The following is a 15,046-nucleotide window of genomic DNA, read 5'->3' as shown; positions in this document are numbered from 1 at the left end:
ACAGTCCGCGAACGCACTCTCATCGGCCACGATCGAGTGCGCTGCGCCGGGCAGCGGCCTACGCGCGGATTGCGGCAAATCCGTTGCTCGGACGGTGTCGTGGTTGGATCGCCCTGGCGAGGGCTCTGGCGTGACTGGACGGTGTACCGGGCACTCGGTCCCGACTCGGGTCGACCTGCCCGCTACCGTCTGCGTATCGCGGTGGCCACGCTTCCAGATCCGCAGCGAACAGCCCAGTCCTGAGCAGCACGAGGAGACCCTGATGACCGATGCCAGCAGCGACGCCGATGCCACCGCTGACGTCGAAGCGGGAACCGAGGAGCAACCACAACCCTTCGAGAACCGGGCGGCACGCCGGTCCAAGGGTAAGGCCACCGCCAACCACATCGGGGGTACCGCGAGCCGCGCCCACGGCCGTTCCGGCACGGTGCAGAGTCCTCGCCAGTACGGCAACCGTCGAAGCGGCTGACTTCGGACCTCTGGTCACGGCCGTGTTCAGTAGCTGTGGTCGCTACCGGCGTCCAGCCGCACCCGCAGGCTCGTTGCAGGACGGTGAGGGCCAGCCACTCGGGTGACGCTGAGTGCACCGTCAGTCCCGGCGCTGTCGCAACAGCAGACTCGACTCGGTTGCTCAACGAGCTGAACAGCGCCCGCAACTACGCCAAGATTACCGCGCTGCTCCGGAAGTACCGAGCACAGAAGCGGTAACGCAGTACATCAGGCCGCCGCGTTCGGTGCGGCATGAGCGGTATCGCAACCGCGTCGATTATTGCTGGTCTCGGACATTCCGTATCGCTACGGTGCTGTGCCATGCCCGACGCGATCTTTGCCCACCCGCGCCTCGCGCCTGTCTACGATGCGTTCGATGGCGACCGCGCAGACCTCGACGCATATCTTCGCATCGTCGACGAGTTCGACGCCCGGCACGTGCTCGACATCGGATGCGGTACCGGATCCCTGGCCATCCTGCTGGCGAGAAGTGGACGACAGGTAACCGGCGTTGATCCCGCCGCTGCCTCCCTCAAGGCGGCGGTATCCAAACCCGGCGCCGCATCGGTCAACTGGCTCCACGGGGATGCCACGACGCTCCCCGCGCTGTCAGCTGACATCGCGCTGACGACCGGCAACGTGGCTCAAGTCTTCCTTCGCGACGATGACTGGAGCGCGACACTCCAGGGCATCCATGGCGCGCTACGCGACGGCGGCCACCTCGTGTTCGAGACGAGACGCCCGCAGCGCCGCGCCTGGGAGGAATGGGTCGTCGACACTGACCCCGCCACCCGAAACCTTCCTGGCATCGGTGAGGTCGAACGGCGCATGGCAGTCACCAGGGTGGCGCTGCCATATGTCTCCTTCCGGTACACGTACACCTTCGCCTCTGACGGCTTCTCGGTGGAGTCGGACTCCACCCTCAGGTTCCGCAGTCAAGCAGAGGTTGAGGAGACCCTGGTGACCAGTGGTTTTACCACGATCGACGTCCGCGAGGCCCCAGACCGTCCTGGGCGGGAGTACGTGTTCGTGGCGCAACGAACGCACTGACCGCACCAACACTGAACGATGGTCGCACCCTTCTCGGGCGTGTCCTCGCGCCTGCCCATGGGCAGCGGCTGCGCTCCGTACGAGACCGTCCGGAACGCCGTGACGCTTCGGTACCCGGATGGCCAGGAGGTTCCTGAGTTTCTTCTCCACCTCGATGGCGACGAGGCGTGGTGGCGGTGGAGTGACGAGCCGTTCGACGAGCAGAATGCCTAACCAGCGCCCCCGCTCGACCGCTACTTGATCCGTACAGGACCATGAAGGTTCCTGCGGAACCGCTGAGGCTTGCCGGCGCGCGCCGAGCTGACGGGCTGTAGGCATATCATCCCGCGATGGCTTCCAAGACCTTGCTGGCACGCGGTGGACTTACCTATGTCGATCGTCGTGACTTCACCCGCGGCGATTCACTGCGCGTCCTCAAGCGGATGCGCTGGCCGTCAGTATGCCTCTGGGTCGAGGACAGCACATTGACTTTTTCGTCGCGGGCCGGCTCGGACGTGTTGCAGCACGCTGAGGTGACCGCATTGCCACACGGGCCGATCTTGGCCAGGCATTGGGCCCTTGCACTCGCGGTGTCCTTCAGGACCGCAGAACGTGATCAAGTTCTGCTTTTCTGGACTCCTCGTGCGCGAGCAGTCCTTCGGGAACTGGCTCGGCTTGGGTGGGATGCCGACCCGCGCGCAGACGACTTCGTAACATAGTCGAACACGTCCGAGTACACGCATCTCGACGTGACCGCGCCTGGAGTCGGTCGGCGATGTGACCACGCTGCGTCGGTGGCGGTTCGGCGATCTGGTCTTGGAGTTGCGGGCGGTGTTTCGCCTGAGCGGGGGCCGGGACGACAGCCGGCGCCATCCAGACGGGGAGCAGCGAACTGTGACCACTTCGGTGGGACAAGGTCGACAGTGCCTGCAGGTCAATGGCGGGCAGCAGAATCTCCGCGACGCCCACCGGCCCAAGGACCGACTCGTCCGGGCTTTCGGGATTCCCGATCCTGCTCTGACGGATCTCGACAGCGACCGCGCGCTCGTCGGCAGCGGGAATGGCGGGCGGGGAGGCCCGGCCCGTGTCATCGCCAGCCTGCTCCCAAACTGCTCCCAATTTAAGGGGTGACAGCGAAGAAGCTCGTTACCGACCGTTCCGGCAAGGAGCTTCTGACCTGCTCATATCGATGGTGGGCGATACTGGGATCGAACCAGTGACCTCTTCGGTGTGAACGAAGCGCTCTCCCGCTGAGCTAATCGCCCTCAGCGCGGATGACTCTACCCGATCGGGCGCGTGGACCGCGAACCCGGGGTCAGTTCGTGGCGAGGTAGCGCAGCACCTGGGCGATCACGTCGATGCCGAGGCTGTACTTGATCGACAGCAGGGCGACGGCGGCGACGAAGACCAGGCCGACCGAGCCGATGACCAGGCGTACGGGCAGTGATTGTCGCTTCACCCAGGCGGTCCAGCCGTGGACGTGGCGGCGGGTGAAGGCGAGCAGGCGTTTGGCCCAGTGGAATTCCACGGCCCAGATGCCGAGGCCGGCGATCACCAGCAGCCAGCCGGGGCCGGGCAGCGGGATGAGCGCGATGCCGATGGTGACCACGAGGGCACCGAGCACCCCGAAGATGATCTTCAGGGCGATCCGGCCGGTGGGGTTGGCCCGGATCAGTGCGAGGGTGGTGGATATCCGTTGCCGCCACGGTGGTGGGTAGCGGCGCTCGGACACGGCGACACCACCCCCCTCGCGCTTCGTGCTCCCGGCCATCTCCCCACGATGCCCCATTCCGGTCGACCTACCCCTGGTTCCCCCTGGATAGCCACGTCCGTTACGTGGCCGGCCCGTCGCCGTGCCGCGATCACTCATCCGGCTGCGATCGATCACTGACCGACCGTGCCGGTTTCTCCGCTTCTTCGGCACCCCGTACCCCCGCTGTTCGGCTGTGCGGACCGCGACGTTCGACGGGTCTCGCCTCGGTCGCCGCATCCACTGAGGATCGCGTCCGCGGCCATTTCACGCCCCAGTGTGGCGCGGGCCCGTCACTGCAACCGCCGACTGGACGTTACCGGAGTAAGTCGACGACTCAACAAACCCGATGCCGGGCAGGATGAACCCACTGGGCAGAACCGGAAATCCTAGATGAATTTTCACATTCACGAGGCCGTTCCGACCCCCTTCCCACCACTGGGTGAAGTCAGCGCATGGCGGAGCGTAGCCAGGAGTAGCGGCTGAGTATGGGAAAAGCGGGACACGCGCGTTCCGCAGCGGTGCCGGGGGGAGAACGTTCATGAGTGTCATCCGACCGACGACCGTAGAGGTCGAGACGTCGCTAAGGCTCGTCGCACCTGACGCCACCGCTCTGCCGGTGCGCGCCAGTCTGCGCTACGACCCTGCTGACCCGTATGCGGTCCATGTCCTATTCCATGCCGAATCGGCAGGCGGCGAGGCGGTGAGCTGGTCCTTCGCCCGCGAACTGCTGGTCACCGGACTGGACGAGCCGGCGGGCATCGGGGACGTACGGGTCTGGCCCTGGGCCACCCCGCGCGGCGACTTCGTCGCGCTGGCGCTGTCGTCGCCGGACGGCAACGCCCTGTTCGAGGTGCCGCGCAGCGTGCTGGTGCGCTTCCTGCGGCGGACCTACGTCGTCGTTCCGCGCGGCCGGGAGGCCGAGCACCTGGACGTCGACACCGCAGTGAACCGGCTCCTGGCCGGTCGCTGACAGACAGCAACCAGGGCCGCGCGGATCTGCCGAATCCGCGCGGCCCCACCCATCTCTCCCCGCTCCAACCCGCCGCCTCGTCGATCATGCAGTTGTGGCACCTGACAAAGGTGGCTGAACGGCACGAAACAGGTGCCACAACTGCATGATCGCGGGGTAGGGGCGGGGGGCGGGGGGGGTGATCAAGAAGGTGACGGGGGGTCAGCCGTGGGTGGTTAGGCCGCCGTCTACGGGGATCACTGCGCCGGTGAGGTAGGCGCCGGCGCGGGAGGCGAGGTAGATCGCGGTGCCGGCCATGTCCTCGGGGCGGCCGATGCGGCCGAGCGGGACCTGGGCCTCGATGGCGGAGCGGGAACCGGGGTCGTCGAGCGCGAACGCCATCATCTTGCTCTCGAACGGCCCGGGGGCTATCGCGTTCACGGTGATCTGCTCACCGGCCAGCTGGTGGGCCAGGCTGCGGGTCAGCATGTGCACCGCCGCCTTGGTGGCCGAGTACGCGTACACCTCCATCATCGGCACCCGGATGCCGTCGATGGAGCCGATGTTGATCACGCGCGCCGGATCGTCGGGGCCTGCCGCCGCGCGCAGGGCCGGCAGCAGTGCGGTGGTCAGCCGGAAGACAGCCTTGACGTTAACCGCCCACAGCTTGTCGAACGCGCTCTCCGGGTAGCTCTCCAGCGGCGCGCCCCAGGTGGCGCCGGCGTTGTTGACGAGTACGTCCAGTTTGTCGACCCGGTCCCGGACCGCAGCGGCGAGGTGCTGCGCGCCCTCGTCCCGGCCCAGGTCGGCGGGGATCGCCTCGCAGCGGCCGTGCGCGGCGAGCTCCTTGGCCACCGCCTCGCAGACCTCGGCCTTGCGGGACGAGATGATGACGTGCGCGCCGGCGGCGACGAAGCCCCGGGCGATCATCAGGCCGATGCCCCGCGAGCCGCCGGTGACCAGGACGGTCTTGCCGTCGACGGAGAACAGATCCTTCATGCCATCCCCTTGCGGTACCCGGCCTGGGGGCGGCCGGCGTCGGGGCCGCCGCCACGGACCGCTCGGAGCGCCACGACGACCAGGTCACTACCCATCAGTAACCTAATCGTCCGGCCGCATCGGGAACAACCCCACCCCGACGGGCATCCGCGCATCGGTGCCGGCGGCCCGCGATACCCGGGTGGCGAGGGATGCGTACCGGCCGGGCTCGGGCTAACGTCGCAGGTGATGGTCCCTTCCGGTCACCTCGCCACGGCGCTGCCCGACGCCGCCACCCATCCGATCGAGATCGACACGATCACGCTCGGTGACCTCGCACCCGACTCAGGGTGGCGACGGCCGGCGCTGCTGGACCGTGAGTTGATCGTGTTGACCACGAGTGGTCACGGGCTCGCCGAGGTGGATTTCCGGGCCCTGCCGTGCCGGCCCGGCACGCTGCTGCGGATCCGTCCCGGTCAGGTGCTGCGCTGTGCCCTGCCCCAGCTGGACGCCACTGTGGTCCGCTGGCATCCGGAGGCGCTGCACGGGCTCGACGTCGACGCCCACCACGTGCCCAACTGGGTCCAGCTCGCCGGCGAGGACGAGGACGCGATCATCAACGAGGTCAGCCAGCTGACCGTGGACGCCAGCCGGCACCAGGACACCCAGGCCGCCCGCAGCCTGTTGCGCCATCAACTGAGCGTGCTGCTGCTGCGGTTGAGCATGCTGCCGTCCGGTACGGGACGGACGCCGCGCCCGGAGGAGGAGGCCTTCCGGCGGCTGTGCCGCGAGGTGGAACGGGGTTACCAGGCCACCCGCCGGGTCGAGGACTATGCCGACCGGCTGGGCTGCTCGGTGCGTACCCTCACCCGGGCCTGCCTGGCGATCACCGGGCGCAGCGCCAAGCAGGTGGTGGATGAGCGGGTCGCGCTCCAGGCCAGCCGGCTGCTGGCGGCCACCGACGAGCCGATCGCCCGGATCGGCCGGCAGCTCGGTTTCTCCGAGCCGACGAACTTCGGCCGGTTCTTCACCCGCGAGGTCGGCATGAGCCCGGGCGCGTTCCGGGCCGCCCGCGAGCGGCCCGCGCCGGCCCCGGTGGTGCGCCCGCGCCCACCCGCCGAAGCGCGCCTCGACGCCCGTCGAGCATGACGGCACCGTGCCGGGTGACGCCGGCCTGGCGGTCCGGCCGGGTGGTTGCGGTGGCCGGTGCGGCCCCGGCCGGCACGCATTGGGCATGATGGCGGGGTGCAGATCTCCGCGCGTGGCGACTACGCGGTACGGGCGACACTGAGCCTCGCCGCCGCGTACCCGTCGCTGCTGTCCACCCAGGCCATCTCCACGGAGCAGGACATGCCCCGCAAATTCCTGGAGGCGGTCCTGGCCGACCTGCGTCGGGCCGGCATCGTTCGGGCCCAGCGTGGCGCGGAGGGCGGCTACGCCCTGGCCCGACCACCCCGCGAGGTGACCGTCGGCGCGGTGCTGCGCGCGGCGGAGGGCCCGTTGGCCGGCGTACGCGGGATGCGTCCGGAGGAGACACAGTACGAAGGGGTCGCCGCCCACCTGCCGCAGTTCTGGGTCGCGGTCCGCGCCGCACTGCGCCGGGTGGTCGACGAGGTGAGCCTGGCCGACCTGGTCGACGGCCGACTGCCCGCCCACGTCCGCCGCCTGACCACCCTGCCGGACGCCTGGGAACCCCGCTGACGGACAGGGACGCGGCGAACCGGTCCGGCGGTGGTCACGCGGCGACCGCAGAGGCCGTGGTGGTGTAGCCACCACGGTGGTGGACAAGTGGTTCGCCCCCCGCTCCCCCACTGAGGGCGAGAGGCTCGGCGATCACCACGTTGTGGTCGCCGGCCGGCACCCGGTGCACCACCCGGCAGAGCAGACTGGCCAGCACCCCGCCCAGCAGGGGTACGCCGAACGGGCCGGGAGTCCATCCGGGATACGCGGCGAACCGGTCGATGCCGTTGGTGGCGAAGACTCGCGCGGCCTCGGTCTGATCGGCCGCGAGCAGATGCACGGCGACGTGCTCGGCGCGGGCCAGCACTGTCCAGCTCGACGAGTCGACACCGAGGCAGAAAGAGACAAGCGGCGGGTCGAGTGAGACCGACGTGAACGAGGTGGCGGTGAACCCGGTCCGCAGCGGCTCGCCCAGGTCACCGAGGCAGCTCGGACGGCTACCCGGTGCCACGGCGGTCACCACGGTTACGGTGCTGGCCTGCTGGTGCAGCAGCGTACGGAACAGGTTCCGATCGACGGGCCGCAATTCCACGGCGCGCGGCCGCGCAGCAGTGACGTCGGCGAAGGTATGACGAGGAGGGGACATGGTGGTCTCCTGATCTGTCCACCTCGCGGTGGACGAGTCCCGGGCTCGGGCGGTACCGGCACGGCGCTGGCGATGCGTCGGGCGCGACGGAGGCGATGCTGGAGGCGGATTGACTCGATGTCAGCTCAACAGAGCGCGCTTGCGTGCCGGACGAGGTCGACGTGCACGCGAGCGGTGAGGAGAAGCTCGGCCCGCTGCGACATGAGGCCATGCTGCCCGCCGCCGATCGGCCCGGTCAACGGTCTTCCACTTCATGGGATTTCCTCAGACCAGGAGGATGGATCAGGATTACAGCAGGGATATTAATAGAGTAAGACCCACCTGTTAGATAGGACATGAGCCAGCCGATCTGACCACGGCTGGACACCTCGGAGCCCATCGGGTTTCACGAATCGACGTTCCGGGCATGTTCCTGCCCGTTCGGGAAGTCTCGAAGGGAGCCCCACAATGGGTGTGATGTTGCGTAAGCGCAAGAAGTTCGGGCCGCTGATCCTGCACTTCACGCAGAACGGCTTCTCGTCCTGGAGCATCAAGCTCGGTCGCTGGTCCTGGAACTCGCGGGCTCGGGCACACCGCGTGGACCTGCCGGGGCCGCTGCACTGGAAGCAGGACAAGTCCTGAGATCCCCACCTTCAGCGGGGCGCCGGCAACCTCCGGCGCCCCGACGCTTTTCCGGGTCCGGGTCCGGTGACGTGGGCGGGTCGTAGCGATCGCACACCGGCCGGCCGGACAATCTCCACATGGAACACAAACCGGATCATCGGTTGACGCGGCGGCGGGCCTCGCTGGCCTGTGCGCTGCTCTTCGTGACCTACTTCGTCGTGCCAGTGGAGTCCGATCCCGACCCGACCCGGCTCGGCCTGCGCATCGCGCTCACGCTGCTGATTCTCGGCGTGGTGGCCTGGCTGGTCACCGGCCAGGTGCGCCGCCAGATCGTCGCCGCCACGCGGGAGCGGGCGGCGCCCCCGATGACGCACCTGGTCCTCGCGCTGATGGCCGGTCTGCTCGCCTTCGCGCTCGCCGACTACGTGATCGCCCGGGTCGCGCCGGCACAGTTCGTCAATCTGGAGACCCGCGTCGACGCCTTGTACTTCGCGCTGTCCACGCTCACCACGATCGGCTACGGCGACGTACACGCCCACGGGCAGCTCGCCCGGGTGCTGGTCTGCGCGCAGATGGTGTTCAGCATCGGGGTGATCGCCACCGGCTTCTCGCTCGTGGTCAAGCGCCTGACCGAGCGGGTGTGACGAGTACGTCGCCGCCGAGCCGACCGTCCGGCGGGGTCCGGGTCACCCGGCCGGCGTCGAGCAGGTCGGACAGCGCCCGCACCGCGTCCACCGCCCGGTAGGCGGTCTCGGTCACCGCGTACCGGCGCAGCTCGGTGACGGTGCGCGGGCCACGCCGGTCCAGTTCGGCAAGCAGCGCCCGGCCCAACGGCGCCGGCTCCACCCAATCGGCGGGGGTCAGCGGCTCGCCGTCCGGGTCACGGAACCGTGAACCGGCCGCCCAGAGGGTTTCCTTCAGCTCCTCAACGCTGCGGTCCGAGCCGGTGCCGAAGCCGATCCGCCTGTCGACGTCGACCAACTCGACCTCGGTGGCCAGGGCGAACCCGGCGTCGATGAGCGCCGCGCGCAGGCCGGTGGCCGCCCTGGCGACGACGAGGGTCTCGGCGGCCCGGCCGGCCGCGGCGGCGCTCAGTGCCACCGGGTCGTCGGTCTCCAGGTAGGACAGCACTGGCGCGCCCGCGGCTCCGGCCGCCCGCAGGGCCACCGGCAGCCGGGTGGGCGGGCCGGGCATCAGGTGTACGGCGACCTCGGCCGGCAGCCCTGCCTCGGCGGCTCCGAGCCGGGCCGGCAGGGCCTCGGTGCCTTCGGCGAGCACCAGGACGGTGAGCCGGCAGCCGCGCAGCCGGGCGGCGTGCTCACCGGCCAGGCGTACGGTCTGCTCGGCCAGAGTGGGGTCACCGCCGTCGTACCCGAGGGCGACTGTGGCCCGGCGGGCGCGGCGCAGCGCGGCCGGCACCCACCTGTCCAGGTGTCGGAGGAACGGCGCGTGCCCTACGGCGTCGGTCGGCATGCTGCCGTTCTACCGCACCCGGCCACGCCGGCCCGCCTCGACGCCTGTCACACCGGGACCGAGATGCCGACGCCGCCCCTGGTGTCCCCGCCGTAGCGCTGGATCTCGGCGGGCAGGTTGAGGCGGCCGATCCTGGTCCGGGCGGCGAGGGCGGCGTCGTCGAGCCGGTCGGCGGGGACCAGCCAGACCACTTCGAACTCCAGCCCGTCCGGGTCCTGGCCGTAGAGGCTCTTCGTGGTGCCGTGGTCGGAGGTGCCGACAAGCGCGCCGGCCTCGGTCAACCGCCGGGCGGTGGTGGCCAGCTCGTCGAGGGTGTCCACCTCCCAGGCCAGGTGGTAGAGGCCGACGGTGGCCCGGCCGGCGGTCGACCGACCGGCGCCCGCACCGACCTCGAACAGGCCGAGGTCGTGGTCGTTCGTGGAGCCGGGCGCCTGGAGGAAGGCGGCGCCCCGGAAGCCTTCCGGGGTCATCGGTACCCGGCGGAAGCCCAGCACGTCGCGGTAGAACGCGACGCTGCGGTCGAGGTCACTGACGTAGAGGACGGCGTGGTTGAGGCGATGGATTCCCATGCGCCAACGGTAGCCCGTTTTAGTTGAGAGTTCAACTAACGCGCTATGATGCCGGTCATGACCCGCTGGCTGGACCCGGACGAACAGCGCACCTGGCGGGCGTTCCTGACCGCCTCCCGGGCGCTCATGGACACGCTCGACCGCGAGTTGCAACGCGACGCGGGTATACCGCACGCCTACTACGAGATCCTGGTACGCCTCTCCGAGGCGCCCGAGCGGCGCCTGCGGATGAGCGAGTTGGCCGAGTCGAGCGGCTCCTCCCGCAGCCGGCTCTCGCACGCGGTGGCTCGCCTGGAGGCGGCCGGCTGGGTGCGTCGCGAGGACTGCCCCACCGACCGGCGCGGCCAGATCGCCCACCTCACCGACGAGGGTTTCGCGAAACTCGCCGCCGCCGCACCCGGCCACGTCGAGGGGGTACGCCGACACCTTTTCGACGCCCTCAGCCCTACGCAGGTGGAGCAGTTACGCGGGATCAGCGAGGTGTTGGCCGAACGCCTGAGGCGGGCGTGACCGGATCCTGACCGAACCACTCCGGCGCGGGTCTTGTACTAATCGTCGTCGAATGAGCACGATGGGGCGTGCCCTCCGGCTTCGGTGAACTGACTGATCAGGCGCACGACCTGGTCTCCGCCGGCGATCTCGCCGGTGCCCAACGGCTGCTCGCCGACGCGCTGACCGGCGCCGACCCGCGCCCGGCCAACGCCACCTCCGAGTTGGCCGAGGCGGCCAGCCTGCACGCGCGGGTGCTCGTCGCGCTCGGCGAGCCGCACTCGGCGCGGGGCTGGGCCGCCTACGCGTACGCCGCCAGCACCCGGCTGTACGGCCGCTCCGATCCGCGTACGGTGGCCGCCGCGGCCACCCTGGCGGCGGTGCTGCACCGGGTGGGCAGTTGGTCGCGGGCGGCGCGGCTGTACCAGGAAGTGATCATCGAGTTGACCGCGTCGGACGGGCCGGAGTCGCTGCGGGTCCTCGCCGTCCACGCCGACCTGGCCACCGTGGAGTACGCCCGGGGTCAGTGCCAGGTCGCCCGGGACCGGCTCCAGGACGCGTGGGAGTTGCACCGCGAGGTCTACGGCGACGGGCATCCGAGCGGGATCAAGATGCTGGCCCGGCTCGGCTCGATGCAGCGCGACTGTGGTCAGTTCGCCGAGGCGCAGGACAACCTGGCCCTGGCCCGGGAACTGGCCCGCCAGCACCTCCCCGCGGACGATCCGCTGGCCACCCAGGTCGCGGCGCTGGCCCGGGCGGCGGCCAACCCGGCCCACGTCTGCGCCGACAACCCGCCGGTGAGCGTGGCGGAGCCGGTCGTACCGGCCGCCCGTACCCCGTCCACCGACGACACCCCACCCACCGCGACCTGGCCGCACCCGCGCCGGCCCGAGGACACCTGGCCGTCCACGGCGTCGCCGGAGCCGCCGCCGGACGAGCCCACCTGGGCCGCTGCCGCGCCGACCTGGGCGCCGGACGACCCGACGCCTGCTTCCGAGCCGCCGCCGGACTGGGCCACCACGTCGGACAGCGATCCGTCCTGGGCGGCCACCCCGGTGCAGGACGATCAGCCGTGGCGGTCGGCCCAGCACGTCGACCGGGAGGAGCACGTCGACCGGGAGGAGCACCCGGCGGAGGGTTACCACCCGAGCCACGGGTACCCGCCGGGCGGTCCTTCGGGGAACGCCGCCGCGTCGCCTGTGCCCACGCCACGGCAGCCGGTCGACGGCCCGGCCGGGCCACCCGAGGACTGGTGGGCCGGGCCGGCGGCCGAACAGCCCGCCCCGGACCCGTATCCCGAGGTGCCGCCCCCGGCCGGCGGCGCCGTACCGCCGAACGTGGTCGGGCTGACCGGCACGCCGCAGGCTCCCGGGGTGTACCGGCTGCGCCGGGTCGAGCCGGAACGTCCCGGACCACCGTCGCGCCTGCTGCCCGTGCCGGTACGCCCTACCGCCGTACCGGAGCCGGCCGGCCAGCCGAACCGGCTGGTGCTGATAGTCGCGGCCGGAGTCCTCGTGGTGCTGCTCGGTGCCGCGGCGGTCATCGCCGGAGTGTCCCGGGTGGGCGGCGGCGATCCGACGCCACCGGCGGCGAGCGGTGACCCGAGCGGCGCGGCACCGCCGGCAGCCACGGCCAGCGGCGCGCCGCCCGCCTCCCCCGGTGCCGCGCCGTCTGGGCTGTCGCTGCGCGACAACCGGGACAGTGTGACGTTGCGGTGGACGTACCCGGCCGGCGCGGAAGGACCGGTGATCGTCTCGGGCGGCCGGAACGGCCAGCCGCAGAGCCCCTTCGCGGATCTGCCCGCGGGCAGCGACAGCTTCGTCGTCTACGGCCTCAACCGCAGCCTCGACTACTGCTTCACTGTCGCGGTCGCCTGGTCCACCGACACCGTCGCCCGCTCCGGTGAGGTCTGCACCGAGCGCCGCTGACCGTCGGCACGCGCTATCTTTGGCAGTTCAGGCACAAAAAAGAACGGCTTGTAAAAGCCGTCCTGAACGCGAATTCTAGCCAATCGGGAGACGGATTGTCAAGGCACTCCGGCGGTTCGCCGTCCGACGACGAGATCGGCCGCGAGCAGGAGTACGTCTCGATGCTCTACCAGCGCCTCGACGACCTGCGTGACCAGGCGACGACGCGGTTGACCGAGCAACTGCGGTCGACCGGCGGCACGTTGCAGGCCCGCTCTCAGCGGGACAGCTCGGTACGCATGTACGCCGACCAGGTCGAGCAGTTCTCGGCGGTGGAGAACGGCCTCTGCTTCGGCCGGCTGGACACCGACGGCGACAAGCGCCATTACATCGGTCGGATCGGCATTTTCGACACCGAGGGTGACTACGAGCCGCTGCTGATGGACTGGCGCGCCCCGGCCGCCCGCGCCTTCTACCTCGCCACCGCCGCCAATCCGCAGGGCATCCGGCGACGTCGGCACCTGCGTACCCGGCAACGGAAGGTGGTTGGTCTCAACGACGAGGTGCTCGACCTGGCCTCCGCCTCCCCCACCGCCCACGAGGAGCTGACCGGCGAGGCGTCGCTGCTGGCCGCGCTCAACGCCGGACGGACCGGCCGGATGCGCGACATCGTGGAGACCATCCAGGCCGAGCAGGACCGGATCATCCGGGCCGACCTGCCGGGGGTGCTCGTGGTGCAGGGTGGGCCGGGCACCGGCAAGACCGCTGTGGCGCTGCACCGGGCCGCGTACCTGCTCTACACCCACCGGCGGGAGCTGTCGACCCGGGGCGTGCTGCTGGTCGGCCCGAACGTCACGTTCCTGCGCTACATCTCGCAGGTGCTGCCCGCACTTGCCGAGACGGGCGTGCTGCTGCGTACCCAGGGCGATCTGTTCCCGGGGGTCAGTGCCCACCGGTCCGAGCCCGCCACCACCGCCGCCCTGAAGGGCCGCCTGGCCATGGCCGAGGTGCTCGCCAACGCCGTACGCGATCGGCAGCGGGTGCCCGACGAACCGCTGGAGATCGAGCTGCCGCAGCGCGAGGTCCTCGTCCTCGACCCGGCCACCGTGCACGCGGCGCGCGACCGGGCCCGGCGCAGCGGCCGGCCGCACAACCTGGCCCGCGCCGTCTTCGACATCGAGGTCATCCACGCGCTTGCCGACCAGGTCGCCGAGCGCATCGGCGCCGACCCGCTGGGCGGGGAGAACCTGCTCGAAGAGGCCGACCGCGCCGAGATCCGCCGCGAGCTGCGCGAGGAGCCGGAGGTCCGGGCCGCCCTGGACGAGTTGTGGCCGGTGCTCACGCCGCAGCGCCTGCTCGCCGACCTGTACGCGGCACCCGAGCGCATCGACGCCGCCGCGCCCATGCTCAGCGACGGCGAGCGGGCCGCGCTGCACCGCGAGCCGGGCGGCTGGACACCTGCGGACGTGCCGCTGCTGGACGAGGCGGCGGAGCTGCTCGGCGAGGACGACCGGGCCGCCGCCGCCCGCCGGGACCGAATCCGTGCCCTGCAACGCGAGTACGCGGAGGGCGTGCTGGAGATCGCCAGGGGTTCGCGGTCGATCGACGTGGAGGACGAGGCCGAGGGTGGTGAGATCCTCGGCGTGACCGACCTGCTCGACGCCGACCGGTTGCTGGAGCGGCAGGAGGAGGCGGACCGGCTCACCACCGCCCAGCGCGCCGCGGCCGACCGTGGTTGGGCGTTCGGGCACGTCATCGTCGACGAGGCACAGGAGTTGTCGCCGATGGCCTGGCGGCTGCTGATGCGCCGCTGCCCGAGCCGGTCGATGACGATCGTGGGTGACGTGGCGCAGACCGGGGCGCTGGCCGGCACGCCGTCATGGGCGGAGGCGCTGGCGCCGTACGTGGCGGACCGGTGGCGGCTGACCGAGCTGACCGTCAGCTACCGCACCCCCGCCGAGATCATGGAGGTCGCGGCCGACGTACTGGCCGAGATCGATCCGACGCTCCGCCCGCCGCGCGCCGTACGCTCAAGCGGTTTCGCGCCGCAGCAGCGCGCGGTGCCGGCGGAGACGCTCGCCGCGGAGCTGGTGGCGGTCGCCAGGGCCGAGGCGGCGGGGCTGACCGACGGTCGGCTCGGGGTGATCGTCCCGACCGGCCGGGTCGACGACCTCGGTACCGCGCTGACAGCGGCCCTGCCGGAGGCGGCCGTCGGCGAGCAACCGGAGCTGGAGAGCCGGGTGGTGGTGCTCACCGTCGCCGAGGCCAAGGGCCTGGAGTTCGACTCGGTGATCGTGGTCGACCCCGACCGCATCATCGCCGAGTCCCCCCGAGGCCCCAGCGACCTCTACGTAGCCCTCACCCGCGCCACCCAACGCCTAACCACCCTCACCCCCACCTGACCGCACCCCCCACCCACCCCTGCCTGACCGCGCCCCTGCCTGACCGCGTTGATCATGAGGTTAGCGGCACTCACAGAGA

The 15,046-nt window shown here is 70.8% G+C and carries 17 protein-coding genes and 1 tRNA gene; 11 read left to right on the top strand and 7 right to left on the bottom strand.

Annotation, left to right across the window (positions count from 1 at the left end; genetic code table 11):
- Positions 1 to 262: 262 nt before the first annotated feature.
- From Van01_RS31660 to Van01_RS31650, 3 genes are all read left to right on the top strand, one after another.
- Positions 263 to 469, top strand: coding sequence for a hypothetical protein (locus Van01_RS31660; RefSeq protein ID WP_204015431.1), 207 nt, complete (start codon positions 263 to 265; stop codon positions 467 to 469).
- A 341-nt stretch (positions 470 to 810) separates the two neighbouring features.
- Positions 811 to 1,539, top strand: a complete 729-nt coding sequence (locus tag Van01_RS31655) for a class I SAM-dependent methyltransferase (protein ID WP_204015428.1) — start codon at positions 811 to 813, stop codon at positions 1,537 to 1,539.
- Positions 1,540 to 1,868: 329 nt separating this feature from the next.
- Complete coding sequence (locus Van01_RS31650; protein WP_204015425.1) at positions 1,869 to 2,237, top strand: hypothetical protein; 369 nt, start codon at positions 1,869 to 1,871, stop codon at positions 2,235 to 2,237.
- 471 nt (positions 2,238 to 2,708) lie between these two features.
- On the opposite strand, the gene Van01_RS31645 is transcribed toward Van01_RS31650, so the two are convergent.
- Together Van01_RS31645 and Van01_RS31640 are read right to left on the bottom strand one after the other, a co-directional pair.
- Positions 2,709 to 2,783: transfer RNA gene (locus Van01_RS31645), tRNA-Val, on the bottom strand.
- 50 nt (positions 2,784 to 2,833) lie between these two features.
- On the bottom strand, positions 2,834 to 3,289 hold the full coding sequence (locus Van01_RS31640) for a TIGR02611 family protein (protein WP_239099415.1): 456 nt from the start codon (positions 3,287 to 3,289) through the stop codon (positions 2,834 to 2,836).
- 520 nt (positions 3,290 to 3,809) lie between these two features.
- Between Van01_RS31640 and Van01_RS31635 the strand changes: the two genes are divergently transcribed.
- The gene (locus tag Van01_RS31635; protein WP_007457244.1) at positions 3,810 to 4,241 is read left to right on the top strand and encodes an SsgA family sporulation/cell division regulator; all 432 of its coding nucleotides are present in this window, start codon (positions 3,810 to 3,812) and stop codon (positions 4,239 to 4,241) included.
- Between the two features lie 201 nt (positions 4,242 to 4,442).
- Here Van01_RS31635 and Van01_RS31630 read toward each other — a convergent pair whose 3' ends face one another.
- The gene (locus Van01_RS31630; RefSeq protein ID WP_099846871.1) at positions 4,443 to 5,219 is read right to left on the bottom strand and encodes a glucose 1-dehydrogenase; all 777 of its coding nucleotides are present in this window, start codon (positions 5,217 to 5,219) and stop codon (positions 4,443 to 4,445) included.
- Positions 5,220 to 5,447: 228 nt separating this feature from the next.
- On the opposite strand from Van01_RS31630, the gene Van01_RS31625 reads away from it, so the two are divergent.
- Complete coding sequence (locus Van01_RS31625) at positions 5,448 to 6,347, top strand: helix-turn-helix transcriptional regulator (protein WP_204015419.1); 900 nt, start codon at positions 5,448 to 5,450, stop codon at positions 6,345 to 6,347.
- A 96-nt stretch (positions 6,348 to 6,443) separates the two neighbouring features.
- The gene (locus Van01_RS31620) at positions 6,444 to 6,899 is read left to right on the top strand and encodes an RrF2 family transcriptional regulator (RefSeq protein ID WP_204015416.1); all 456 of its coding nucleotides are present in this window, start codon (positions 6,444 to 6,446) and stop codon (positions 6,897 to 6,899) included.
- A gap of 34 nt (positions 6,900 to 6,933) precedes the next feature.
- Here the strand turns inward: Van01_RS31620 and Van01_RS31615 are convergent, their stop codons facing one another.
- Both Van01_RS31615 and Van01_RS33900 read right to left on the bottom strand, forming a co-directional pair.
- A complete protein-coding gene (locus Van01_RS31615) occupies positions 6,934 to 7,524 on the bottom strand; it encodes a flavin reductase family protein (protein WP_204015414.1) in 591 nt (196 codons plus the stop codon).
- 125 nt (positions 7,525 to 7,649) lie between these two features.
- Complete coding sequence (locus tag Van01_RS33900) at positions 7,650 to 7,727, bottom strand: putative leader peptide (RefSeq protein WP_373306315.1); 78 nt, start codon at positions 7,725 to 7,727, stop codon at positions 7,650 to 7,652.
- 244 nt (positions 7,728 to 7,971) lie between these two features.
- On the opposite strand from Van01_RS33900, the gene Van01_RS31610 reads away from it, so the two are divergent.
- Both Van01_RS31610 and Van01_RS31605 read left to right on the top strand, forming a co-directional pair.
- Positions 7,972 to 8,145: a DUF4236 domain-containing protein gene (locus tag Van01_RS31610; protein ID WP_099846875.1), complete on the top strand. Its 174-nt coding sequence runs from the start codon at positions 7,972 to 7,974 to the stop codon at positions 8,143 to 8,145.
- Between the two features lie 119 nt (positions 8,146 to 8,264).
- Complete coding sequence (locus tag Van01_RS31605) at positions 8,265 to 8,771, top strand: potassium channel family protein (protein ID WP_204015412.1); 507 nt, start codon at positions 8,265 to 8,267, stop codon at positions 8,769 to 8,771.
- Here the strand turns inward: Van01_RS31605 and Van01_RS31600 are convergent.
- Together Van01_RS31600 and Van01_RS31595 are read right to left on the bottom strand one after the other, a co-directional pair.
- On the bottom strand, positions 8,746 to 9,600 hold the full coding sequence (locus tag Van01_RS31600) for a hypothetical protein (protein ID WP_204015410.1): 855 nt from the start codon (positions 9,598 to 9,600) through the stop codon (positions 8,746 to 8,748). The two genes, Van01_RS31605 and Van01_RS31600, sit on opposite strands and share 26 nt — an antisense overlap.
- 47 nt (positions 9,601 to 9,647) lie before the next feature.
- Positions 9,648 to 10,169 carry a VOC family protein gene (locus Van01_RS31595; protein WP_204015408.1) on the bottom strand — a complete coding sequence of 174 codons (522 nt, stop codon included), beginning with the start codon at positions 10,167 to 10,169 and terminating at the stop codon, positions 9,648 to 9,650.
- A gap of 48 nt (positions 10,170 to 10,217) precedes the next feature.
- Here Van01_RS31595 and Van01_RS31590 point away from each other — a divergent pair, with 48 nt between their 5' ends.
- The 3 genes from Van01_RS31590 to Van01_RS31580 all read left to right on the top strand — a co-directional run bounded on the left by Van01_RS31590 (position 10,218) and on the right by Van01_RS31580 (position 14,967).
- The gene (locus tag Van01_RS31590; RefSeq protein ID WP_204015406.1) at positions 10,218 to 10,679 is read left to right on the top strand and encodes a MarR family winged helix-turn-helix transcriptional regulator; all 462 of its coding nucleotides are present in this window, start codon (positions 10,218 to 10,220) and stop codon (positions 10,677 to 10,679) included.
- 68 nt (positions 10,680 to 10,747) lie between these two features.
- Positions 10,748 to 12,586: a tetratricopeptide repeat protein gene (locus tag Van01_RS31585; RefSeq protein ID WP_204015404.1), complete on the top strand. Its 1,839-nt coding sequence runs from the start codon at positions 10,748 to 10,750 to the stop codon at positions 12,584 to 12,586.
- Positions 12,587 to 12,681: 95 nt separating this feature from the next.
- Entirely contained in the window at positions 12,682 to 14,967 is a 2,286-nt protein-coding gene (locus Van01_RS31580) for a HelD family protein (RefSeq protein ID WP_204015401.1), read from the top strand.
- Positions 14,968 to 15,046: the final 79 nt, after the last annotated feature.

The sequence above is a fragment of the Micromonospora andamanensis genome, from assembly GCF_016863495.1.
Classification (GTDB): Bacteria; Actinomycetota; Actinomycetes; order Mycobacteriales; family Micromonosporaceae; genus Micromonospora; species Micromonospora andamanensis.
The sequence above is the reverse complement of the archived record's forward strand: the minus strand, read 5'-3'. Positions and strand labels throughout refer to the sequence as shown.

Bases quoted from the DNA above. Each gene is read 5' to 3' on its own strand.
- Van01_RS31660 (WP_204015431.1), top strand. From the start codon at position 263: ATGACCGATGCCAGCAGCGACGCCGATGCCACCGCTGACGTCGAAGCG.
- Van01_RS31655 (WP_204015428.1), top strand. From the start codon at position 811: ATGCCCGACGCGATCTTTGCCCACCCGCGCCTCGCGCCTGTCTACGAT.
- Van01_RS31650 (WP_204015425.1), top strand. From the start codon at position 1,869: ATGGCTTCCAAGACCTTGCTGGCACGCGGTGGACTTACCTATGTCGAT.
- Van01_RS31640 (WP_239099415.1), bottom strand. From the start codon at position 3,289: ATGGCCGGGAGCACGAAGCGCGAGGGGGGTGGTGTCGCCGTGTCCGAG.
- Van01_RS31635 (WP_007457244.1), top strand. From the start codon at position 3,810: ATGAGTGTCATCCGACCGACGACCGTAGAGGTCGAGACGTCGCTAAGG.
- Van01_RS31630 (WP_099846871.1), bottom strand. From the start codon at position 5,219: ATGAAGGATCTGTTCTCCGTCGACGGCAAGACCGTCCTGGTCACCGGC.
- Van01_RS31625 (WP_204015419.1), top strand. From the start codon at position 5,448: ATGGTCCCTTCCGGTCACCTCGCCACGGCGCTGCCCGACGCCGCCACC.
- Van01_RS31615 (WP_204015414.1), bottom strand. From the start codon at position 7,524: ATGTCCCCTCCTCGTCATACCTTCGCCGACGTCACTGCTGCGCGGCCG.
- Van01_RS33900 (WP_373306315.1), bottom strand. From the start codon at position 7,727: ATGTCGCAGCGGGCCGAGCTTCTCCTCACCGCTCGCGTGCACGTCGAC.
- Van01_RS31610 (WP_099846875.1), top strand. From the start codon at position 7,972: ATGGGTGTGATGTTGCGTAAGCGCAAGAAGTTCGGGCCGCTGATCCTG.
- Van01_RS31605 (WP_204015412.1), top strand. From the start codon at position 8,265: ATGGAACACAAACCGGATCATCGGTTGACGCGGCGGCGGGCCTCGCTG.
- Van01_RS31600 (WP_204015410.1), bottom strand. From the start codon at position 9,600: ATGCCGACCGACGCCGTAGGGCACGCGCCGTTCCTCCGACACCTGGAC.
- Van01_RS31595 (WP_204015408.1), bottom strand. From the start codon at position 10,169: ATGGGAATCCATCGCCTCAACCACGCCGTCCTCTACGTCAGTGACCTC.
- Van01_RS31590 (WP_204015406.1), top strand. From the start codon at position 10,218: ATGCCGGTCATGACCCGCTGGCTGGACCCGGACGAACAGCGCACCTGG.